At 59.5% G+C, this 20,943-nt stretch carries 19 protein-coding genes; 13 read left to right on the top strand and 6 right to left on the bottom strand.

Features of this window, described 5'->3' with window-relative positions; all coding sequences use genetic code 11:
* Positions 1-9: 9 nt before the first annotated feature.
* On the bottom strand, positions 10-540 hold the full coding sequence (locus KGB03_RS16130) for a DUF5943 domain-containing protein (protein WP_008033249.1): 531 nt from the start codon (positions 538-540) through the stop codon (positions 10-12).
* Positions 541-617: 77 nt separating this feature from the next.
* On the bottom strand, positions 618-1,595 hold the full coding sequence (locus KGB03_RS16125) for a dipeptidase (RefSeq protein WP_223527605.1): 978 nt from the start codon (positions 1,593-1,595) through the stop codon (positions 618-620).
* A gap of 236 nt (positions 1,596-1,831) precedes the next feature.
* Here KGB03_RS16125 and KGB03_RS16120 point away from each other — a divergent pair, with 236 nt between their 5' ends.
* The gene (locus KGB03_RS16120; RefSeq protein ID WP_192409228.1) at positions 1,832-2,233 is read left to right on the top strand and encodes a lysozyme inhibitor LprI family protein; all 402 of its coding nucleotides are present in this window, start codon (positions 1,832-1,834) and stop codon (positions 2,231-2,233) included.
* Between the two features lie 61 nt (positions 2,234-2,294).
* Complete coding sequence (locus tag KGB03_RS16115; protein ID WP_111448527.1) at positions 2,295-2,711, top strand: DUF3010 family protein; 417 nt, start codon at positions 2,295-2,297, stop codon at positions 2,709-2,711.
* 139 nt (positions 2,712-2,850) lie between these two features.
* Here the strand turns inward: KGB03_RS16115 and KGB03_RS16110 are convergent, their stop codons facing one another.
* Complete coding sequence (locus tag KGB03_RS16110) at positions 2,851-3,810, bottom strand: GlxA family transcriptional regulator (RefSeq protein WP_111448526.1); 960 nt, start codon at positions 3,808-3,810, stop codon at positions 2,851-2,853.
* Between the two features lie 211 nt (positions 3,811-4,021).
* Between KGB03_RS16110 and choX the strand changes: the two genes are divergently transcribed.
* The 6 genes from choX to KGB03_RS16080 all read left to right on the top strand — a co-directional run bounded on the left by choX (position 4,022) and on the right by KGB03_RS16080 (position 9,501).
* Positions 4,022-4,966, top strand: a complete 945-nt coding sequence (gene choX, locus KGB03_RS16105) for a choline ABC transporter substrate-binding protein (RefSeq protein WP_218538402.1) — start codon at positions 4,022-4,024, stop codon at positions 4,964-4,966.
* A gap of 88 nt (positions 4,967-5,054) precedes the next feature.
* Entirely contained in the window at positions 5,055-5,942 is an 888-nt protein-coding gene (locus tag KGB03_RS16100) for a 3-keto-5-aminohexanoate cleavage protein (protein WP_218538401.1), read from the top strand.
* Positions 5,943-6,081: 139 nt separating this feature from the next.
* Complete coding sequence (locus KGB03_RS16095; RefSeq protein ID WP_076029481.1) at positions 6,082-7,047, top strand: L-carnitine dehydrogenase; 966 nt, start codon at positions 6,082-6,084, stop codon at positions 7,045-7,047.
* 165 nt (positions 7,048-7,212) lie between these two features.
* Positions 7,213-7,689 carry a thioesterase family protein gene (locus KGB03_RS16090; protein ID WP_218538399.1) on the top strand — a complete coding sequence of 159 codons (477 nt, stop codon included), beginning with the start codon at positions 7,213-7,215 and terminating at the stop codon, positions 7,687-7,689.
* A gap of 14 nt (positions 7,690-7,703) precedes the next feature.
* Positions 7,704-8,867, top strand: coding sequence for a gamma-butyrobetaine dioxygenase (locus KGB03_RS16085; protein ID WP_223527604.1), 1,164 nt, complete (start codon positions 7,704-7,706; stop codon positions 8,865-8,867).
* A 370-nt stretch (positions 8,868-9,237) separates the two neighbouring features.
* On the top strand, positions 9,238-9,501 hold the full coding sequence (locus KGB03_RS16080) for a hypothetical protein (RefSeq protein ID WP_111448520.1): 264 nt from the start codon (positions 9,238-9,240) through the stop codon (positions 9,499-9,501).
* 120 nt (positions 9,502-9,621) lie between these two features.
* Here KGB03_RS16080 and KGB03_RS16075 read toward each other — a convergent pair whose 3' ends face one another.
* Complete coding sequence (locus KGB03_RS16075) at positions 9,622-10,725, bottom strand: GlxA family transcriptional regulator (protein ID WP_008151925.1); 1,104 nt, start codon at positions 10,723-10,725, stop codon at positions 9,622-9,624.
* A gap of 557 nt (positions 10,726-11,282) precedes the next feature.
* Positions 11,283-12,659, bottom strand: coding sequence for an L-serine ammonia-lyase (locus KGB03_RS16070; protein WP_218536741.1), 1,377 nt, complete (start codon positions 12,657-12,659; stop codon positions 11,283-11,285).
* Between the two features lie 435 nt (positions 12,660-13,094).
* Here KGB03_RS16070 and KGB03_RS16065 point away from each other — a divergent pair, with 435 nt between their 5' ends.
* From KGB03_RS16065 to choV, 3 genes are all read left to right on the top strand, one after another.
* Positions 13,095-14,042, top strand: a complete 948-nt coding sequence (locus KGB03_RS16065) for a choline ABC transporter substrate-binding protein (RefSeq protein ID WP_111448518.1) — start codon at positions 13,095-13,097, stop codon at positions 14,040-14,042.
* Between the two features lie 66 nt (positions 14,043-14,108).
* Complete coding sequence (choW, locus tag KGB03_RS16060; RefSeq protein ID WP_033060358.1) at positions 14,109-14,954, top strand: choline ABC transporter permease subunit; 846 nt, start codon at positions 14,109-14,111, stop codon at positions 14,952-14,954.
* Entirely contained in the window at positions 14,951-16,129 is a 1,179-nt protein-coding gene (gene choV / locus KGB03_RS16055; RefSeq protein WP_008151934.1) for a choline ABC transporter ATP-binding protein, read from the top strand. The genes choW and choV overlap by 4 nt, the downstream gene beginning before the upstream one ends.
* A 211-nt stretch (positions 16,130-16,340) precedes the next feature.
* Here choV and KGB03_RS16050 read toward each other — a convergent pair whose 3' ends face one another.
* Positions 16,341-18,290, bottom strand: a complete 1,950-nt coding sequence (locus KGB03_RS16050) for a BCCT family transporter (protein WP_223527611.1) — start codon at positions 18,288-18,290, stop codon at positions 16,341-16,343.
* Between the two features lie 379 nt (positions 18,291-18,669).
* On the opposite strand from KGB03_RS16050, the gene betI reads away from it, so the two are divergent.
* Both betI and betB read left to right on the top strand, forming a co-directional pair.
* Positions 18,670-19,263: a transcriptional regulator BetI gene (betI, locus tag KGB03_RS16045; RefSeq protein WP_018928769.1), complete on the top strand. Its 594-nt coding sequence runs from the start codon at positions 18,670-18,672 to the stop codon at positions 19,261-19,263.
* A 108-nt stretch (positions 19,264-19,371) separates the two neighbouring features.
* A complete protein-coding gene (gene betB, locus KGB03_RS16040) occupies positions 19,372-20,844 on the top strand; it encodes a betaine-aldehyde dehydrogenase (RefSeq protein ID WP_223527603.1) in 1,473 nt (490 codons plus the stop codon).
* Positions 20,845-20,943 lie beyond the last annotated feature (99 nt).

Genomic DNA, 20,943 nt, shown 5'->3' with positions numbered 1-20,943 from the left:
TTCCTCGACTTACAACGGCTTGACGGTGAACAGGCCGTCGTCGTGGCCTTCTTCGGAGCCACCGTAAACCTGTTCGGCAACGGTGCGGATCTTGCTGCCGCGGGCTTGCAGAATCTGATCCATGGCACCGGCAAACCAACCGGTGAACATGTAGTCGACCTTGCGCCCGACCTTGCCGTACACGTAGACAAATGCGGAGTGTTCGAGCTTGACGCTGGCAGTGCCTTTGTCGAGGTCGATGTCCTGAATCTTGAACAGGCCCCAGCCGCGTTGCGACAGGCGCTTCATGTAGTGTTCGAACACCGCAACGCCTTCCAGGCCGTGGCATTCAGCTTCTTTTTCACACCAGTGCCAGGCGGACTTGTAGCCGGCCTTGTAGAGGATTTCGGCGTAGGCGTCGGCGCCCAGCACTTCCTCGATGCCCATGTGGTTGTTGACGAAGAAGTGACGCGGTACGTACAGCATTGGCAGGGCGTCGGAGGTCCAGACACCGGTTTCGCTGTCGACTTCGATTGGCAATTGCGGGGCGATCTTGGCCATGGAAACTTAACTCCAGAAAATTTTGGTGTTGCCCCCGGCGCGGACGGCCGGGGGAAAGGATTCAGAGGTGCTGTGGCTTACTCGCCCCAGACGTCCTTCAAGACGTTGACCCAGTTCTCGCCCATGATCTTGCGCACCACGCGCTCGGAATGGCCGCGCTTGAGCAGGGTTTCGGTCAGGTTCGGGAATTCGCCGACGGTGCGGATGCCCAGCGGGTTGATGATCTTGCCGAAGCTGGTCAGGCGGCGGGCGTAGCCCTTGTCATGGGTCAGGTATTCGAAGAAGTCCTGGCCATGGCCCTGGGTGAAGTCGGTGCCGATACCGATGGCGTCTTCACCGACGATATTCATGGTGTATTCGATGGCTTCGGCGTAATCGTCGATGGTCGAATCGATGCCCTTGGCCAGGAATGGCGCAAACATGGTCACGCCGACGAAACCGCCGTGATCGGCGATGAACTTCAGTTCTTCATCGGACTTGTTGCGCGGGTGGACTTTCAGGCCCGACGGCAGGCAATGGGAGTAGCAGACCGGCTTCTTCGATTCGAGGATGACTTCTTCGGAGGTCTTCGAGCCGACGTGGGACAGGTCGCACATGACGCCGACGCGGTTCATCTCGGCGACGATTTCACGACCGAAACCCGACAGGCCGCCATCACGCTCGTAGCAACCGGTGCCAACCAGGTTCTGGGTGTTGTAGCACATCTGCACGATACCGACGCACAGCTGCTTGAACACCTCTACATAGCCGATCTGGTCTTCAAAGGCGTGAGCATTCTGGAAGCCGAACAGGATGCCGGTCTTGCCTTGCTCTTTAGCCTTGCGGATATCGGCGGTGGTGCGCACTGGAATCACCAGGTCGCTGTTTTCGCGGATCAGCTTCTGGCTGGCGGCGATATTGTTGACGGTGGCCTGGAAGCCCTCCCACACCGACACGGTGCAGTTGGCCGCGGTCAGACCGCCCTTGCGCATGTCTTCGAACAGCTCACGGTTCCACTTGGCAATAATCAGACCGTCGATAACGATGCTGTCGGCGTGCAATTCGGCTGGGCTCATCAGGCTGTCCCCTATTAGCGATTCATGCGCCGAATCGTGTGCCGGCGCTTTGGGGCCAGCATATGCCTGAGGGAGGGGGCAGCCGGGTGCAAAAACGACAGGGGGTTTGCCGAAAGCGTCAATCCGCGACAAAGGGTCGTCGCCGGACGTCATGGGGCACCTGTTCAAGGGCCTGCGCATGGGCCAGAATTCGCGCCATTACTGGATGCTTTACTGGAAAAACGGGCGGCGGCGCAATGAAATCGATCTTCCTGGCTTTGGCACTGATAGCGACCGGCGTACACGCGGCTGAAGAAGCCGACGATAACCCCTGCGACAAAGTCGAAAACGAGGTTCAAACCCTGGAATGCTCGGTCTACAGCAGAACCACCGCCGAAGACCTGCTGAGCGAAAACTACAAAAGCCTGAACGAGCGCATGCAGACGCTCTACGGCAAGAGCCCGGCGCAACTGACCGACATCACCGCCAAGCTCAAGGTTGCTCAACAGCAGTGGTTGAAGACCCGGGATGCGGATTGCGCGGTCGAAGCGTTCCCGGCGACAGCCGGTAGCAAGGCGTTCACGATTGCGCAGAATGATTGCGTGGCGCGGATGAGTGACGAGCGGTCGGAGTTTTTGGAGTCGATTGGGCAGGAGTAAGCACAAACTCCAGCCAACCAGACCTGTAAGCTGAACATCTTCAGCCAGTAAAGGGATTCAAATGAAAATCTGCGGCATCGAAATCAAAGGCAGCGAAGCAATCATTGCCGTGGCTTCCCTCGACGATCAGGTCCTGAGCCACATCCCGCTGAACACCAAGAAAATCGCCCTAGACGATGACGACGAAGCCGCGAACGTCAAAGTCTTTGCCGCTCAGGTGGCGTCGTTTGTGCGCGAGAACGCCATTGATCGGATTGCGATCAAGAAACGCAGCAAGAAGGGTGAGTTTGCCGGTGGGCCGACCACGTTCAAGATCGAGGGTGTTTTCCAGTTGCTGGAGAATTGCGAGGTCACGCTGCTGTCGCCACAAACTATCAATGCGCAGAACAAGAAATTCGATTTCGAACTGCCGGCCACACTGAACAAGTATCAGCACGAGGCGTACAAAGCGGCCTGTTCGGCGCTGATGAAGAAGTAACATTCACAGCAGATCAAAACTGTGGGAGCGGGCTTGCTCGCGAATGGGGTGTCTCAGTCGACCTTAATGTTGCATGAATGACCGCATTCGCGAGCAAGCCCGCTCCCACAGTGGTTTTGTGTCAGGTCCAAGCCCCTCATCAAACAAGCTCCCGGCCATCCCCCAACCGCCGCCGATCCTCTCGCGGACACCGCTCAAACTTCGCCCGATAGCTTCGAGTGAAATACGACGGCGATTCAAAACCGCACGCAATACTCACTTCCAACACGCTCATATTGGTCTGGCGCAGCAACTGCCGGGCCTTCTCCAGCCGCAAGCGCAGGTAGAAATTGCTCGGTGTGTCGTTCAGGTGCAACCGAAACAATCGCTCCAGTTGCCGTCGCGTCACCTTGATCGATTCGGCCAATTCCAGCGTGCTCAGCGGCGGTTCGCTGTGCTGCTCCATCTCCCCAATCACCTGCACCAGTTTCTTGTTGCTGATGCCATAACGCGTGGCGACTTCCATGCGCTGGTGGTCTTTGCGCGGGCGGATACGGCCGAGTACGAATTGTTCGCTGACCTGGATCGCCAGTTCCGGGCCGTGGGCCTGGGCGATAAGGTCGAGCATCAGGTCGATGGAAGCGGTACCGCCGGCGGAGGTAATGCGCCGGCGGTCGATCTCGAATAGCTCCTGGGTGACGCTCAGCTGCGGATAGGACTCCTTGAAGGCGTCGATGGCTTCCCAGTGCAGGGTCAGGCGATGGCCGTCGAGCAGCCCGGCTTCGGCGAGGATGAAACTGCCGGTGTCGATGGCGCCGAGGGTCACGCCTTCGTTGTCCAGGCGGCGCAGCCAGTGTTCCAGGGCCGGGGTGGTGAACTTCAGCGGTTCGAATCCGGCGACCACCAGCAAGGTAGCGCCTTTCTTCAGCGGCTCCAGCGCCGCATCGGCGTTGACCGACATGCCATTGCTGGCCAGTACCGCCCCGCCGTCCGCGCTGAGCACATGCCAGCGATAGAGCTCGCCACGAAAGCGATTGGCGACCCGCAGCGGCTCGATGGCCGAGATAAATCCAATTGCCGAGAAGCCCGGCATCAACAAGAAGTAGAAATCCTGGGACATGGAGCGCACTCGACTGGCAGGAAACGAGAGGGCGGGAAGCGTGTGGACGTTGATACGCCACTTGCGCGCGGCATTCAAGAGCGCAGGTCGCCGCAGTGCAAGAGCTGGTCGCCGCAGTGCGTTTTCACAGGGCCTTAGCTGCGTAACTTGGGCATCACCGGCGCACGAAGACGCCCGGACCCACAATAACGAACTGCCGAGGAAACCTGAGATGAAACGACTGATCAGCAGCTGTGTTCTTGCACTCAGCGGTACCGCTTTCTTGAGCGCCAGCGTCATGGCGGCCGAACCTGCTTCATGCCAGAACGTACGCATGGGCGTTGTGAACTGGACCGACGTGATCGCCACCAGTGCCATGACCCAAGTCCTGCTCGATGGCCTCGGCTACAACACCAAACAAACCAGCGCTTCCCAGCAAATCATCTTCGCCGGGATCCGCGACCAGCGCCTGGACTTGTTCCTGGGCTACTGGAACCCGCTGATGACCCAGACCATCACCCCGTTCGTCGCGGCCAATCAGGTCAAGGTGCTTGAGGCGCCAAGCCTGAAAGACGCCCGCGCCACTCTCGCCGTACCGACGTATCTCGCCGACAAGGGTCTGAAAACCTTCGCCGACATCGCCAAGTTTGAAAAGGAACTGGGCGGCAAGATCTACGGCATCGAGCCAGGTTCGGGTGCCAACACCCAAATCAAGGCGATGATCGCCAAGAACCAGTTTGGCCTCGGCAAGTTCCAGTTGGTCGAGTCCAGTGAGGCCGGCATGCTCGCGGCGGTGGATCGCGCCGTGCGACGCAAAGAGGCCGTGGTGTTCTTCGGCTGGGCGCCGCACCCGATGAACGTCAACGTGAAGATGACCTACCTCACCGGCAGCGACGACGCCCTGGGCCCGAACGAAGGCATGGCCACGGTCTGGACCGTCACCGCGCCGAAATACGCCGAGCAATGCCCGAACATCGGTCGCTTGCTGAGCAACCTGACCTACACCGCCGAAGACGAGAGCCGGATGATGCAGCCGCTGCTGGATCACAAGGACGCCTTCGAATCGGCCAAGCAATGGCTGAAAGATCACCCGCAAGACAAGCAACGCTGGCTCGAAGGCGTGACCACCTTCGATGGCAAACCGGCAGCTGACAACCTGAAACTGACCATCAAATAAACCCGATTGAACCACCGACTCGCAGCCCGACAGGGCTGCGAATCGACTAATCACGCCCGCCATTCCCACAAAGAACAGGAACCGCCTCATGAACCACGACGTCATCATCACCTGCGCACTCACCGGTGCTGGCGACACGACCAGCAAGAGCCCACACGTGCCGGTCACCCCGAAACAAATCGCCGCAGCCGCCGTGGAAGCCGCCAAGGCCGGCGCCACTGTCGTTCACTGCCACGTTCGTAACCCCGAAACCGGCAAATTCAGCCGTGATGTAGCGCTGTATCGCGAAGTGATGGAGCGCATCCGCGAGGCGGACGTCGACATCATCGTCAACCTCACCGCCGGCATGGGCGGCGACCTGGAAATCGGCGCGGGCGAGAACCCGATGGAGTTCGGCCCGAACACCGACCTGGTCGGCCCGCTGACCCGTCTGGCCCACGTTGAAGCACTGCTGCCGGAAATCTGCACCCTCGATTGCGGCACCCTGAACTTCGGCGATGGCGACACCATTTACGTGTCCACCCCGGCCCAGCTACGCGCTGGCGCCAAACGCATTCAAGAGCTGGGCGTGAAGGCCGAGCTGGAAATTTTCGACACCGGTCACCTGTGGTTCGCCAAGCAGTTGATCAAGGAGGGATTGCTCGACGACCCGCTGTTCCAGCTCTGCCTGGGCATCCCATGGGGCGCGCCGGCTGATACCACCACCATGAAAGCCATGGTCGACAACTTGCCAGCCAATGCGGTGTGGGCCGGTTTCGGCATCGGTCGCATGCAGATGCCGATGGCGGCGCAAGCGGTGCTGCTGGGCGGCAACGTGCGAGTCGGTCTGGAAGACAACCTCTGGCTGGACAAGGGCGTACTGGCGACCAACGGCCAACTGGTCGAGCGCGCCAGCGAAATCCTCAGCCGCCTCGGCGCCCGTGTTCTGACCCCGGCAGAAGGCCGGGCAAAAATGGGCCTGACCAAGCGCGGTTAACCCGAACCTACACCTCACCTGTGGGAGCGGGCTTGCTCGCGAAGAGGCCGTCACATCCGACATCTCTGTCGACTGACACCCCGCTTTCGCGAGCAAGCCCGCTCCCACATTAGGTCTCCGAACCATTTAGGACGTCGCCATGAGCTTTATCACTGAAATCAAAACCTTCGCCGCCCTGGGCAGCGGTGTCATCGGCAGCGGTTGGGTGTCCCGCGCCCTCGCCCACGGCCTCGACGTGGTGGCCTGGGACCCGGCGCCTGGCGCCGAAGCCGCGCTGCGCAAACGCGTCGCCAATGCCTGGGGCGCTTTGGAGAAACAGGGCCTTGCGCCAGGTGCATCGCAGGATCGGCTGCGCTTTGTCGCCACTATCGAAGAATGCGTTCGCGATGCGGATTTCATTCAGGAAAGCGCCCCTGAGCGTCTTGACCTGAAACTGGAACTGCACGCCAAAATCAGCGCGGCGGCCAAGCCCAATGCCTTGATCGGTTCCAGTACTTCCGGCCTGTTGCCGAGCGAGTTCTACGAGAGCTCGACGCACCCGGAACGCTGCGTCGTCGGCCACCCGTTCAACCCGGTTTACCTGCTGCCGCTGGTGGAAGTGGTGGGCGGCAAAAACACCGCCCCGCAAGCGGTTCAAGCGGCAATGAAAGTCTACGAATCCTTGGGCATGCGTCCGCTGCATGTGCGCAAGGAAGTACCCGGCTTTATCGCCGACCGCTTGCTCGAAGCGCTGTGGCGTGAGGCGCTGCACCTGGTCAACGACGGTGTGGCGACCACCGGCGAAATCGATGATGCGATCCGCTTTGGCGCGGGTCTGCGCTGGTCGTTCATGGGCACATTCCTGACGTACACCCTGGCGGGTGGCGATGCGGGCATGCGGCACTTCATGGCGCAATTCGGGCCGGCGTTGCAGTTGCCGTGGACGTATCTACCGGCGCCGGAGCTGACCGACAAGTTGATTGATGATGTGGTGGATGGCACCAGCGATCAGTTGGGCACGCACAGCATTTCGGCGCTGGAGCGCTATCGTGATGATTGCTTGCTGGCGGTGCTGGAAGCGGTGAAGACCACCAAAGAGAAGCATGGGATGGCCTTCAGCGAATAACCCCAGGCTAATGGGCCAGCAGGTCTGGCCCCTTCGCGAGCAAGCCCGCTCCCACAGTTGATTTGATGTGTGAATACAATCTATGTCACCCAGCAGATCCCCTGTGGGAGCGGGCTTGCTCGCGAAGACGGCAGCCCAGTCACCACTCATGTTGGAACCTACACCATGCCCACCCTCACCACCTACCAAACCAAAATCATCCCCGACTGGGTCGACTACAACGGCCACCTGCGCGACGCCTTCTACCTGCTGATTTTCAGCTACGCCACCGACGCGCTGATGGATCGTCTGGGCATGGACAGCAACAACCGCGAAGCCAGCGGCAACTCGTTGTTCACCCTCGAACTGCACCTCAATTACCTGCACGAAGTGAAGCTCGACACCGACGTCGAAGTGCACACCCAAATCATCGGCCACGACAGCAAACGCCTGCACCTCTATCACAGCCTGCATCGGGTGGGCGACGACCAGGAGCTGGCAGGCAACGAGCAAATGCTGTTGCACGTCGACCTTGCCGGGCCGCGCTCCGCACCGTTCAGCGAAGACACCTTGAGCAAGCTGCGAGCCATCGTCGTCGAGCAAACCGACCTTCCCGCCCCCGACTACATTGGCCGAGTGATCGCGTTACCCCCTAAAAAATAACAAGGAGATCGCCATTGAACACCGCCGCCGCTTTTGCCGACTTCCGTACCTACCCGTTGATCAGCGCGTTGACCGCCGTACAAACCCTGGCGGACCGAATTCAAGTGAAGTGGGCCGATGACCGTGTCAGCCCGTTTCATCATCAGTGGCTGCGGGACAACTGCCCGTGCCCGCTGTGCGTCTACACCGTCACCCGCGAGCAAGTGCTGGAAATCGTCGACGTCGCCGAAAACCTGAAACCCTCGGACGTCAGCGTTGATGCTGAAGGCTGCCTGCGTGTCGATTGGCAGGACGGCCATCTCAGCCGCTTCGATCCTGGCTGGCTACGGGCCCACGCCTACGATGACGAGTCCCGCGCCGAACGCCGGGCATCCAAGCCAAAAAGCCAGCTCTGGAACAGCAACCTGACGCTGCCGGTGTTCGACTACCGGGCGTTGATGAACGACAACGATGCCTTGCTGCAATGGCTGCTGGCCGTGCGCGATACCGGCCTGACTCAGGTCCGCGGTGTGCCCACCGAGCCGGGCTCGTTGAAGTTGATTGCCCAGCGGATTTCCTTCATCCGCGAGAGCAATTTTGGCGTGCTGTTCAACGTGCAATCCAAGGCCGATGCCGACAGCAATGCCTACACCGCTTTCAACCTGCCGTTGCACAGCGACCTGCCGACCCGGGAGTTACAACCGGGGCTGCAATTTCTGCATTGCCTGGTGAATGATGCCGAGGGTGGCGAGAGTATTTTCGTCGACGGTTTTGCCATTGCCGAAGCCTTGCGCGAAGAAGATCCCGAAGCGTTCAAAAGCCTCTGCGAAATCCCTGTGGAGTTCCGCAACAAAGACCGCCACAGCGACTACCGTTGCCTGGCGCCGATCATCGCGCTGGATGCCTTTGGGCAGGTTTCAGAAATCCGCATGGCGAATTTTCTGCGCGGTCCGTTCGATGCGTCGGTCGAGCAGATGCCGGCGCTCTATCACGCCTACCGCCGCTTTATTGCGATGACCCGGGAAGCGCGATTCCGCGTGATGACGCGGTTAAACCCTGGCGAAATGTGGTGTTTCGACAACCGCCGCACCCTCCACGCCCGCAACGCCTTCGACCCCGCCACCGGCGCACGGCATTTTCAGGGTTGCTATGTCGACCGTGATGAATTGTTGTCGCGGATTTTGGTGCTGCAACGCTAGACCGCGTCATCGTTCTTCGCGAGCAAGCCCGCTCCCACAGGGATATGCGATCCCATGTGGGAGCGGGCTTGCTCGCGATGGCGCCAGTCCAGACAACTCATACCTCCCTGATTCACAGGCAAAAAAAACCCCGATCAAGCCGTGACAGGATCGGGGCAGAGGTGGGTACTGTTGAGGAGCCGTTGCGCGAGGGTGACCAAACCATCGTGAAACCAGCTGATCCCAGTGTGCCCACTCCCATCTGTAGCAAGTTAGCCGAAAACGACCTGTTCATAGGTATTGCGGCCATTGCGACAAATCGTCCTTGCCGCCACTCCGTACCCCTATGAGAATCGAACCACGACACCGTTCCCTGAAGAAGGATTGCGTCATGATGTACACCGATTTGATTGACCAGGAAGACCTGTTGGGCCAGCTCAAGGCATTAGGATTTGCAGTCCCCCCAGGTGCAACCGCTGAGCAGGCCTGCGAATGCGCGGTACGGGGTTTGAACAACGAACGGGCAACGGAACTGCGGACAATGGTCAAGCAGATGTACACCAGCAGTGCGACCATCCTGCCGGCCGTGCGCCAGGCCATCGACAAGCAATTGCTGCCCGCGTTGGCCGAGTATCAGCAGAGCCGTAGCGCCTGATAGACCGCTTTCGTCAGATCGCCGCCCGGAGCAAGCCCGCTCCCACAGTTGACCGATTCCTCTCAGAGGAACGCGATCTAATGTGGGAGCGAGCCTGCTCGCGAATGAAGGCGCCGCGGTTTAGAGCCTTACGCTCGCAAACGTCGACTCATTGCGCGCCTGGCTCAATGCCGACAGCGGCCCGGACAACGGTGACAACACCAGTGCTTGCGGCAGTGGCATCATCGCCACTTGTTGGGTGGTGTTGGAACCTACGCGTTCGTCACGCGGCGGAATGCCGAAGTATTCGCGGTAGCACTTGGAGAAGTGCGGCGTAGACACGAAGCCACACACCGACGCCACTTCGATGATCGACATCGGCGTTTGCTTGAGCAGCTGCCGGGCGCGGATCAAGCGCAGTTTCAGGTAATAACGCGACGGCGAGCAGTGCAGGTATTTCTGGAACAGCCGCTCCAGCTGACGACGCGACACGGCGACGTACACCGCCAGCTCGTCGAGGTCGATCGGCTCTTCCAGGTTGGCCTCCATCAGCGCGACGATTTCCTGCAATTTCGGCTGGTTGGTGCCAAGCATGTGCTTGAGCGGCACACGCTGGTGATCCTGCTCGTTGCGGATGCGTTCGTAGACAAACATTTCCGAGATCGCGGCCGACAGTTCACGGCCATGATCGCGGCTGATCAGGTGCAGCATCATGTCCAGCGGCGCGGTGCCGCCGGAACTGGTGAAACGGTTACGGTCGAGGGTGAACAGACGAGTACTCATGGCCACACGCGGAAACGCTTCCTGCATAGCGGCCAGGCATTCCCAGTGCACGCTGCAATCGAAACCGTCCAGCAAACCGGCGCAGGCCAGGGCCCAGCTACCGGTGCAGACCGCGCCCAGACGCTTGGACTGACGCGCCTGGCTTTGCAGCCATGACACGTGTTCACGGGTAACAGTGCGCTGGATGCCGATACCGCCGCAGACAATGATGGTGTCCAGGGCCGGTGCTTTGTGCATGGAGCAGTCGGGGGTGATCTGCAGACCGTCACTGGCCCAGACCTGACCACCGTCGACAGTCATTGTGGTCCAGCGATACAGCTCGCGGCCGGACAGTTGGTTAGCCATGCGCAGGGGTTCTACTGCAGAGGCCAGAGAAATAAGCGTGAAATTGTCCAGCAGCAGAAAGCCGATGGATTGAGGCGCACGGTTCTGGGGTTGGGCCCCGGAGTTGAACGTCGTCATCGCGGTATCTCCTCACACAAAGCGGATGATGGCCTCAGGCGGAGGCTCTTGTTATTGCCATCGTTCTCGCGTGGGAGACGGGCTTTGTAATGACAGAGCAAATGCCATGCCTAAAGTTGAATGGCTGTTCAATAACTCCTGAAAACGACGTCGCGCCGCGTCTAAATAAGCCGCGCCGGGAGTGGGGGTTATAAGTGCCATTATCGGCGGGAGGCGCTCTGCCCCGTTGGGCTTGAGCAAATCGGTAGCACTTGTGGGAACAGGGCTACAGCGACCTGGTGAAGAGTGTCACCGCAAGCACAGGTGACAGGCGGTAATGGCCAACCTGGATCCCGGATCTGGGGCAAGGGGCTTATCTGTAAGCGACGCGCCAAAACGTGGCGCGTTTTGATTTCGGTGTTCACTTTGTGCGCAGTTTTGACTGGTCTTCTCTGGCAAATGACCTTTCTGTGGCGAGGGAGCTTGCTCCCGCTGGGGCGCGAAGCGGCCCTAAAATCTTTACGACTGCTACGCAGCCGAGCGGGAGCAAGCTCCCTCACCACAAGATCAACTCGGTCTCAGCACTCAACCGCGCTAACCGCCAACCCACCGCGCGAGGTCTCTTTATATTTGTCATGCATATCGGCACCGGTATCACGCATCGTGCGGATCACCCGATCCAGCGAGATAAAGTGCTGGCCGTCGCCACGCAGCGCCATCTGCGCCGCGTTGATGGCTTTCACCGCAGCAATCGCATTGCGCTCGATGCACGGTACTTGCACCAGCCCGCCCACCGGGTCGCAGGTCAGGCCGAGGTTGTGTTCCAGACCGATTTCCGCCGCGTTACACAGCTGCTCCGGTGTCGCCCCCAGAATCTCCGCCAGCCCGGCCGCCGCCATCGCGCAGGCCGAACCGACTTCGCCCTGGCAACCGACTTCGGCACCGGAAATCGAAGCGTTCTTCTTGCACAGAATCCCGACCGCCGCCGCACTGAGGAAATAGTCGACTACGTTGGCTTCAGTCACCACTTCGCTGAACTTCATAAAGTAGTGCAGCACCGCCGGAATGATCCCCGCCGCGCCATTGGTCGGCGCCGTAACCATGCGTCCGCCAGCGGCGTTTTCTTCATTGACCGCCAGGGCGAACAGGTTGACCCATTCCATGGCGCTCAAGGTCGAGCCGATCACATTGGGCTTGTTCAATTCTTGCAGGCTGCGGTGCAATTTGGCCGCGCGACGGCGCACATTCAGGCCGCCGGGCAAGATGCCTTCGTGCTTGAGGCCTTGCTCCACGCAATCCTGCATGGCGCGCCAGAGTGTCATCAGGCCGGCGCGAATTTCCTCTTCGCTGCGCCAGACCTTCTCGTTGGCCAACATCAATTCGGCAACGCGCAGGTTGTGCTGCTTGCAGAGGCTGAGCAACTCGACGGCACTGGAGAAATCGTACGGCAACACGGTGCGATCCAGATCGACCACGCCGCTGGAAGCCTGTGCCTCATCGACGACAAAACCGCCGCCAATGGAATAGTAGGTATCGCGATGCAGCTCACCGTCATCACCTTCGACAATCAGCGTCATGGCGTTGGGGTGGAACGGCAGGTTCTCGTCGATCAGGCGCATATCCCGGGCCCAGATGAACGGGACCGACAAGCGACCGTCGAGCAATAGCGTGTGGGTTTCGCGCAGGGTTTCAATGCGGATGCCGATTTGCGACGGATCGATCGCGTCCGGCCACTCGCCCATCAGGCCCATGATCACTGCGTTGTCGCTGCCGTGACCGATGCCGGTGGCCGACAACGAACCATAAAGCTGAACTTCGACGCGCCGTACTTGTTCCAAAACTCCCCGCTCACGCAAACCTTGCACGAACAACGCCGCGGCGCGCATCGGCCCCACGGTGTGCGAACTGGAAGGACCGATGCCGATTTTGAACAGGTCGAAAACACTGATAGCCATTACTGCCGAACTCCTGGATGTGCCAACTCCAGACGCAAAAGCGCCCAGTGACGGAGCTGCTACGCTCAAGCTGCAATCCGCCGAGATGGCCGCATCATCAGGCTTTTGTCATGTCGTTCGACGTCTCACACCGACGCACTCATGCCCACCAACGCCGCGAGGCTTTGACGCTGCGTTTTCGCCGTTTTTTTGCAGATCAGAGGGGCAAAAGGGGCTGAAAAAAGCTGTAAACGACGTCACCGACACTGGATGCGACCATCCCTGTACTGGTTACGACGCACCCTGTAGGCGTCAGATTTTCACTGGTACATGATCGTATCGACTCGATTGCAAGGCGCCGTGGTAGAGATGTCTCCAAAACGCCATCCAACCGCAACCTATAAGTGCGGTGGTCCAGTCGGAACACTGCCAAAAAAAACACCAAGGAGTCCATCCATGAAAGGTTCCCCGTCGTTGTTGTTGGCCGCCATGCTGAGTCTGCCGTTTCTGGCTCAAGCCGCAGAACCGGCTCAGTGCAACACCGTAAACTTCTCCGATGTCGGCTGGACTGACATTACCGTCACCACAGCCACCACCAGCGTCGTTCTCGATGCCCTCGGCTACAAGACCAAAACCACGATGATTTCCGTGCCGGTGACCTACAAGTCCCTGGCCGACGGCAAGAACATGGACGTATTCCTCGGTAACTGGATGCCGACCATGGAAAACGACATCAAGGCTTATCGCGATGCCGGCACCGTGGACGTCGTGCGCACCAACCTCACCGGCGCCAAGTACACCCTCGCCGTACCTCAAGCGCTGTATGACAAAGGCCTTCACGACTTCTCTGATATTCCGAAATTCAAGAAAGAGCTCGACGGCAAGATCTACGGCATCGAGCCGGGTAACGATGGCAACCGTCTGATTCAGAGTATGATCGACAAGAACGCCTTCGGCTTGAAAGACGCCGGATTCAAGATCGTCGAGTCCAGCGAAGCGGGCATGTTGTCGCAAGTCGACCGCGCCCAGAAACGCGACACCGCCGTGGTGTTCCTCGGCTGGGCGCCGCACCCGATGAACAAGCGCTTCAAGATCCAATATCTCACCGGTGGTGACGATTTCTTCGGCCCGGACTTCGGTGCCGCCACCGTGGCGACCAACACCCGCAAGGGTTATGTCCAGGAATGCAGCAACGTCGGTCAGTTGCTGAAAAACCTGGAGTTCACCGTCGACATGGAAAGCACCCTGATGGGCAACGTCCTGGACGACAAAATGAAGCCTGACGCGGCCGCCAAGGCCTGGCTGAAAAAGAATCCACAGGTCCTCGATACCTGGCTCGCTGGCGTGACCACCATTGACGGTAAACCAGGCCTGGAGGCCGTGAAAGCCAAGCTCGCGCAGTAATCGCTTACGCCGGGCGAGTTCGCTCGCCCGGGCTGTTTATTTCCTTGCATGCGGACGTTCACTACCATGCTGATTGATCAGAAAATACCCTTAGGCCAGTACATCGCGGGCTTCGTTGAATGGTTGACGCAACACGGCGCCAGCACCTTCGACGCAATCGCCGTGTCACTGGAAACGATGATCCACGGCGTGACTTTTGCGCTGACCTGGTTCAACCCGCTGGCATTGATCGGCCTCATCGCGCTACTGGCACATTTCATTCAACGAAAGTGGGGCCTGACCGTTTTTGTCATCGCCTCCTTCCTGCTGATCCTCAATCTGGGGTACTGGCAGGAAACCATGGAAACCCTTGCCCAGGTGTTGTTCGCCACCCTGGTCTGCGTGGTCATCGGCGTGCCGTTGGGCATTGTCGCCGCGCATAAACCGATGTTTTACACACTGATGCGTCCGGTGCTCGATCTGATGCAGACCGTACCGACCTTCGTGTACCTCATTCCTACCCTGACCCTCTTCGGTCTGGGTGTGGTCCCGGGTCTGATTTCTACGGTGGTGTTCGCGATTGCCGCACCTATCCGCCTGACTTACCTGGGTATTCGCGATGTCCCGGAAGAATTGATGGACGCTGGCAAGGCCTTTGGCTGCTCGCGACGTCAGCTGCTCTCGCGAATCGAACTGCCCCACGCCATGCCAAGCATCGCGGCCGGTATCACCCAGTGCATCATGCTGTCGCTGTCGATGGTGGTGATCGCGGCACTGGTGGGCGCCGATGGCCTGGGCAAACCCGTGGTCAACGCACTGAACACTGCTGATATCGCCCTGGGCTTCGAAGCCGGCCTGGCGATCGTACTGCTGGCGATCATGCTCGACCGTATCTGCAAACAACCCGAAGCTAAAGTAGGGGGTGACGCATGAGCATTATTCGCTTCGAAGACGTCGACGTAATCTTCTCCAAGGATCCACGCGAGGCACTCAAGCTGCTGGATCAAGGCATGACCCGTAACGAGATCCTGAAAAAGACCGGGCAGATCGTTGGGGTCGAAAAGGCCAGCCTGGACGTCGAAAAAGGTGAAATCTGCGTACTGATGGGCCTTTCCGGCTCCGGCAAGTCCAGTCTGCTGCGCTGCATCAACGGCCTTAACACAGTCAGCCGCGGCAAGCTGTTCGTCGAGCACGAAGGCAAGCAGATCGACATCGCCTCCTGCACTCCGGCAGAACTGAAAATGATGCGCACCAAGCGCATTGCGATGGTGTTCCAGAAGTTCGCCCTGATGCCTTGGTTGACGGTGCGCGAGAACATCAGTTTCGGTCTGGAAATGCAGGGTCGCCCTGAGAAAGAACGCCGCAAACTGGTGGATGAAAAGCTTGAGCTGGTGGGCCTGACCCAATGGCGCAACAAGAAACCCAACGAGCTGTCCGGTGGTATGCAACAACGCGTGGGCCTGGCCCGTGCCCTGGCGATGGACGCCGACATCCTGCTGATGGACGAACCGTTCTCGGCACTCGACCCACTGATCCGCCAAGGCCTGCAAGACGAACTGCTGGAACTGCAACGCAAGCTGAGCAAGACCATCGTTTTCGTGAGCCACGACCTCGATGAAGCCCTGAAGCTCGGCAGCCGTATTGCAATCATGAAAGACGGTCGGATCATTCAGTACAGCAAACCTGAAGAGATCGTGTTGAACCCTGCGGACGATTACGTGCGGACCTTCGTCGCCCACACCAATCCGCTGAACGTGCTGTGCGGTCGCAGCCTGATGCGCACCCTGGACAACTGCAAACGCATCAACGGTTCGGTATGCCTCGATCCGGGCGGTGATTCCTGGCTGGACCTGGCCGAAGGCAACACCATCAAAGGCGCACGCCAGAATGGCGCGAGCCTGGACCTGCAGAACTGGATCCCTGGGCAAGCAGTTGAAGGTTTGGGTCGTCGGCCGACGCTGGTGGACTCGAACATCGGCATGCGCGACGCGCTGCAGATTCGATATCAGACAGGCAACAAGCTGGTATTGCACGACAACAACAAGGTGGTCGGGATTCTGGGTGACAGCGAGCTGTATCACGCACTGCTCGGCAAGAACCTGGGGTAAGGCAACACACACAAAAACGCCGCGAGAGATCGCGGCGTTTTTGTTTAAGGGGATATCAGGTCACGCAGCTTTGCGGTTGATGACCTCTTCGCGAGCAAGCCCGCTCCCACATTCGACCGCATGTCCCTGATAGAACTCGGTTACCTATGGGAGCGGGCTTGCTCGCGAAGAATACAACGCGATGTCACTGGAACATCGCGCTACTCACAACTCAGCTATAGACCCGGCCAAGGAGCTGCCGATGGCTTTCAAACTGATCGAGCACGTCACGGGTGATCTGATCCTGAGTGAAGCCCATCAAATCGTAGTCCTGGCTGCCGTTGTGCAGGTACACCTCGGCGCGGTAATAACGTGCACGCGGTTCATCAGCACTTTCAGCCGACACCGTGTCGCTCGCCGCTGCCAGATAGCCGTCCAGGCTTACTTCGTAGACAAAAGGGTTGCCCTCTTCCATCTCGATCCGCAGGCCCATGCAGCGTTTCGATTTGCCCAGCAACGTCTGCACATCCAGACCCTGAGCGCGCAATTGCACTGCCGCATCTTCCAGCGCCGGGCTGACTTGCTTGTCCATGAAACGCTGAACAATCGACTGATTCGGCTGCAAGTCCAGCTGCGTCAAACGCTCGCTGAAACCACGACGACCACGGGCTGCTAGCTCCGCTTGCTCCTGTTCGATCTGCACGTCCTGGCGCATCGCCTTGTGCAAGCCGAACATGAAGAACACCAGCACCACCGAGAACGGCAGACCGGCCAGCACCACCATGGTTTGCATGGCTTCGAAGTTACCGGCGAACAGCAGGCCGATGGTCACCAGCGTGATCACCGCCGACCAGAAGATCCGCAGCCAGTGCGGGGCGTCTTCGTCGACGTTGCCGCCCTTGCAGGAAAGGTTGGCCATCATCACCGCGCCGGAGTCCGCCGGGGTCAGGAACAGCACGAAACCAACAAAGATCGACACGCCGATTACGATTTTCGACGCTGGGTAGTGCTCAAGCAGTTGGTAAATCGCCATCGACGGCTGTTCCAGCGCCGTCTTGCCAAGTTCCACCGCCCCATGGTTCATCACCAGGTCCAGGGCCGAGTTACCGAAGATCGACAACCATGCCAGGGTGAAACCCAGTGGAATCAGCAGCACGCCAGCGACCAGTTCACGCACCGTGCGGCCACGGGAAATACGCGCGATGAACATGCCGACGAATGGGGCCCAGGAAATCCACCAGGCCCAGTAGAACAGGGTCCACAGGCCCAACCAGCGGTCAGACTTCTCGCTGTCGCCTTCGTACACATAGAGGTCGAAGGTCTTCAGCACCACGCCGTTCAGGTAGTCGCCGATGTTTTGCACGAAGCCGTTGAGCAGGTGCAGGGTCGGGCCGAACAGCAGCACGAAAATCAGCAGGCCACTGAACAGCACGATGTTCAGGTTGGACAGACGGCGGATACCGTTTTCCACACCCGAGACAGCCGCGATGGTCGCCACGGTGCTCATCACGATGATCACGATCAGCAGGTTGGTGTTGCTGTGTTCCATGCCGAACAGGTTTTCAAGCCCCGACGACACTTGCAGCGAACCAATCCCCAGGTTCGTCACCAGACCCAGCAGGGTCACGAACATGCCGAAGCCGTCCACTGCATGACCGGCCGCGCCTTTGACCCAACGCTCGCCGACCAGCGGATACAGCGCCGAACGCAACGCCAGCGGCTGGTTATGACGGTAAGCAAAGTAAGCAACCGCCAGGCCGACCAAGGCGTAGATCGCCCAGCCGTGCAGGCCCCAGTGCAGGAATGTCAGCTGCACAGCCTGACGGGCGGCCATGTTGCTGGCGGCCACGCCTTCCGGCGGATTGAAGTAGTGGTCCAGCGGCTCGGAAGCACCGAAGTACAACAGCGAAATGCCGATCCCCGACGAGAACAACATCCCCGCCCAGGCGCCGTAGCTGAAGTCCGGGGTGTCGTCCTTGCTCCCCAGCTTGAGCTTGCCGTAGGACGAAAACGCCAGGCCGACCACGAACACCAGGTAAGCGGCGATCACCACCATGTAGTACCAGCCGAAGCTGCGGGACAACCACGCCTGGGCAATACCGAGCAATCTGCCGGCCTCTTGCGGGGCGACGATCAGAATGGCGGTCAACAACAGGATCAACGCGGTAGAGGTGTAGAACACCCAACCGTTGACCGTCACCTTCTCGGGTGGGGTCTTTATTAGAGAGGCAGAACTCATGGCACAGATGCTCCAGGCAGTGCGAGAGAAAAACACAAGGCAACGCGTTACCCGACCATTCGGTTAGTTGGCAGCCGACCAGCGGGTGATATAAAGACAGCCCGAAAAAAGCCCGAAACCCCTGAACGCCTGAGCGTGTGGGTTTCGAGCATTTTCAGATGTCGTTTTTCCGCCAACTACATGTAGGAAAAACCTGTAGGTAGCGACGAATTGTCGCAGATCTTATTCTTTGTTGATTGAACGTTCAATCAAAACAAAATAGACTGGCCCTCAATCCGCTAGACGTTTTACGTCCGCCGGAAGGCCTAAGGAGATATGCACGATGCCCAAGGTCGGTATGCAACCCATCCGCCGCCAGCAGTTGATCGAAGCCACATTGCAGGCGGTAGATCAGGTCGGAATGGGGGACGCCAGCATTGCGCTGATCGCCCGTTTGGCCGGTGTCTCGAATGGCATCATCAGTCACTATTTTCAGGACAAGAATGGCCTGATCGCCGCCACGATGCGGTATCTGATGAGCGTCCTCAGCGAGAACGTCACCGCGCGCCGTCAGGCGATGGCAGATGACAGCCCACGGGCGCATCTGCAGGTGATTATCGAAGGCAACTTCGACGCCAGCCAGGTCAATGGCCCGGCAATGAAAACCTGGTTGGCCTTCTGGGCCACCAGCATGCACCAGCCGTCTTTGCACAGGTTGCAGCGGATCAACGATCACCGTCTGTATTCCAACCTGTGCTGCCAGTTCCGCCGTGCGTTGCCGCTTGATCAAGCGCGCAGCGCCGCCCGTGGCCTGGCAGCCCTCATTGACGGTTTGTGGTTGCGCGGCGCGCTGTCGGGAGATGCTTTCGACACCGAGCAGGCGCAACGAATCGCTTACGAATACATGGATATCCAACTGGCCAAGCAGGTGAGTTAGAGCACACAGAACCGCTCAGCACCTGAACCGCCACTGACCAGCGTTGCCAAGGCTTTACGGCACGCCCGGTGGTTAACGCCACTTAACTTATGCACTTGCGAGGACTTTATGGCCCGTTTCGAACTGCAAAAACTCTACATCGACGGCGGTTACACCGACGCCAGCAGCGACGCCACCTTCGAAGCCATCAACCCGGCTAACGGTGAAGTCCTCGCAACCGTACAACGTGCGACCAAGGAAGACGTCGAGCGCGCTGTCATCAGCGCCGAAAAGGGTCAGAAAATCTGGGCTGCGATGACCGCCATGGAGCGTTCGCGCATCCTGCGTCGTGCCGTCGACATCCTGCGCGAGCGCAACGATGAACTGGCCGCCCTGGAAACCCTGGACACCGGTAAGTCGTTCTCCGAAACCAAGTACGTCGACATCGTCACCGGCGCTGATGTGCTGGAGTACTACGCAGGCCTGGTGCCGGCCATCGAGGGCGAGCAGATTCCACTGCGCACCACTTCCTTCGTCTACACCCGTCGCGAGCCGCTGGGCATCGTGGCCGGTATCGGCGCGTGGAACTACCCGATCCAGATCGCCCTGTGGAAATCCGCACCTGCCCTGGCGGCCGGCAACGCGATGATCTTCAAGCCAAGCGAAGTCACTTCCCTGACCACGCTGAAACTGGCCGAGATCTACACCGAAGCCGGCGTTCCGGCTGGCGTGTTCAACGTGCTGACCGGCAGCGGCCGTGAAGTCGGTACCTGGCTGACCGAGCACCCACGCATCGAAAAAATCTCCTTCACCGGCGGCACCGACACCGGCAAGAAAGTCATGGCCAGCGCTTCCGCCTCGTCGCTGAAAGACGTGACCATGGAACTGGGCGGCAAATCCCCGCTGATCATTTTCGACGACGCCGACCTCGACCGCGCCGCCGACACCGCCATGATGGCCAACTTCTACAGCTCCGGTCAGGTCTGCACCAACGGCACTCGCGTGTTCGTACCGAGCCACCTGAAAGCCGCTTTCGAAGCCAAGATCGTTGAACGCGTTGCGCGCATCCGCGTCGGCAACCCGCAAGACGAGAACACCAACTTCGGCCCGCTGGTCAGCTTCGCCCACATGGAAAGCGTGCTGGGTTACATCGCCAAAGGTAAGGAAGAAGGCGCTCGCGTTCTGTGCGGCGGCAGCCGTCTGACCGAAGGCGAATTCGCCAAAGGCGCGTTCGTGGCACCGACCGTGTTCACCGACTGCACCGACGAGATGACCATCGTTCGCGAAGAAATCTTCGGCCCGGTGATGAGCATCCTGACCTACGAAACCGAAGAAGAAGTGATCCGTCGTGCCAACGACACCGAGTTCGGCCTGGCCGCTGGCGTCGTCACCAAGGACCTGAACCGCGCTCACCGCGTGATTCATCAACTGGAAGCCGGTATCTGCTGGATCAACGCCTGGGGCGAGTCCGACGCCAAGATGCCGGTCGGCGGCTACAAGCAGTCGGGTGTGGGCCGTGAGAACGGCATCAGCTCGCTGAACAACTTCACACGCATCAAATCGGTACAGGTCGAACTGGGCGATTACGCCTCGGTTTTCTGATCTGACGCGGAACCTGAGGCTGGGGCCTTTTGTGGCGAGGGAGCTTGCTCCCGCTGGGCTGCGAAGCGGCCCCAACTTCAGACACCGCGCTCATTCAGA

Origin of the sequence: Pseudomonas sp. BF-B-26 (assembly GCF_019956495.1) — a bacterium.
In the GTDB taxonomy this organism is placed as follows: Bacteria; Pseudomonadota; Gammaproteobacteria; order Pseudomonadales; family Pseudomonadaceae; genus Aquipseudomonas.
The sequence above is the reverse complement of the archived record's forward strand: the minus strand, read 5'-3'. Positions and strand labels throughout refer to the sequence as shown.

Bases quoted from the DNA above. Each gene is read 5' to 3' on its own strand.
- KGB03_RS16130 (WP_008033249.1), bottom strand. From the start codon at position 540: ATGGCCAAGATCGCCCCGCAATTGCCAATCGAAGTCGACAGCGAAACC.
- KGB03_RS16125 (WP_223527605.1), bottom strand. From the start codon at position 1,595: ATGAGCCCAGCCGAATTGCACGCCGACAGCATCGTTATCGACGGTCTG.
- KGB03_RS16120 (WP_192409228.1), top strand. From the start codon at position 1,832: ATGAAATCGATCTTCCTGGCTTTGGCACTGATAGCGACCGGCGTACAC.
- KGB03_RS16115 (WP_111448527.1), top strand. From the start codon at position 2,295: ATGAAAATCTGCGGCATCGAAATCAAAGGCAGCGAAGCAATCATTGCC.
- KGB03_RS16110 (WP_111448526.1), bottom strand. From the start codon at position 3,810: ATGTCCCAGGATTTCTACTTCTTGTTGATGCCGGGCTTCTCGGCAATT.
- choX (WP_218538402.1), top strand. From the start codon at position 4,022: ATGAAACGACTGATCAGCAGCTGTGTTCTTGCACTCAGCGGTACCGCT.
- KGB03_RS16100 (WP_218538401.1), top strand. From the start codon at position 5,055: ATGAACCACGACGTCATCATCACCTGCGCACTCACCGGTGCTGGCGAC.
- KGB03_RS16095 (WP_076029481.1), top strand. From the start codon at position 6,082: ATGAGCTTTATCACTGAAATCAAAACCTTCGCCGCCCTGGGCAGCGGT.
- KGB03_RS16090 (WP_218538399.1), top strand. From the start codon at position 7,213: ATGCCCACCCTCACCACCTACCAAACCAAAATCATCCCCGACTGGGTC.
- KGB03_RS16080 (WP_111448520.1), top strand. From the start codon at position 9,238: ATGATGTACACCGATTTGATTGACCAGGAAGACCTGTTGGGCCAGCTC.
- KGB03_RS16075 (WP_008151925.1), bottom strand. From the start codon at position 10,725: ATGACGACGTTCAACTCCGGGGCCCAACCCCAGAACCGTGCGCCTCAA.
- KGB03_RS16070 (WP_218536741.1), bottom strand. From the start codon at position 12,659: ATGGCTATCAGTGTTTTCGACCTGTTCAAAATCGGCATCGGTCCTTCC.
- KGB03_RS16065 (WP_111448518.1), top strand. From the start codon at position 13,095: ATGAAAGGTTCCCCGTCGTTGTTGTTGGCCGCCATGCTGAGTCTGCCG.
- choW (WP_033060358.1), top strand. From the start codon at position 14,109: ATGCTGATTGATCAGAAAATACCCTTAGGCCAGTACATCGCGGGCTTC.
- choV (WP_008151934.1), top strand. From the start codon at position 14,951: ATGAGCATTATTCGCTTCGAAGACGTCGACGTAATCTTCTCCAAGGAT.
- betI (WP_018928769.1), top strand. From the start codon at position 18,670: ATGCCCAAGGTCGGTATGCAACCCATCCGCCGCCAGCAGTTGATCGAA.
- betB (WP_223527603.1), top strand. From the start codon at position 19,372: ATGGCCCGTTTCGAACTGCAAAAACTCTACATCGACGGCGGTTACACC.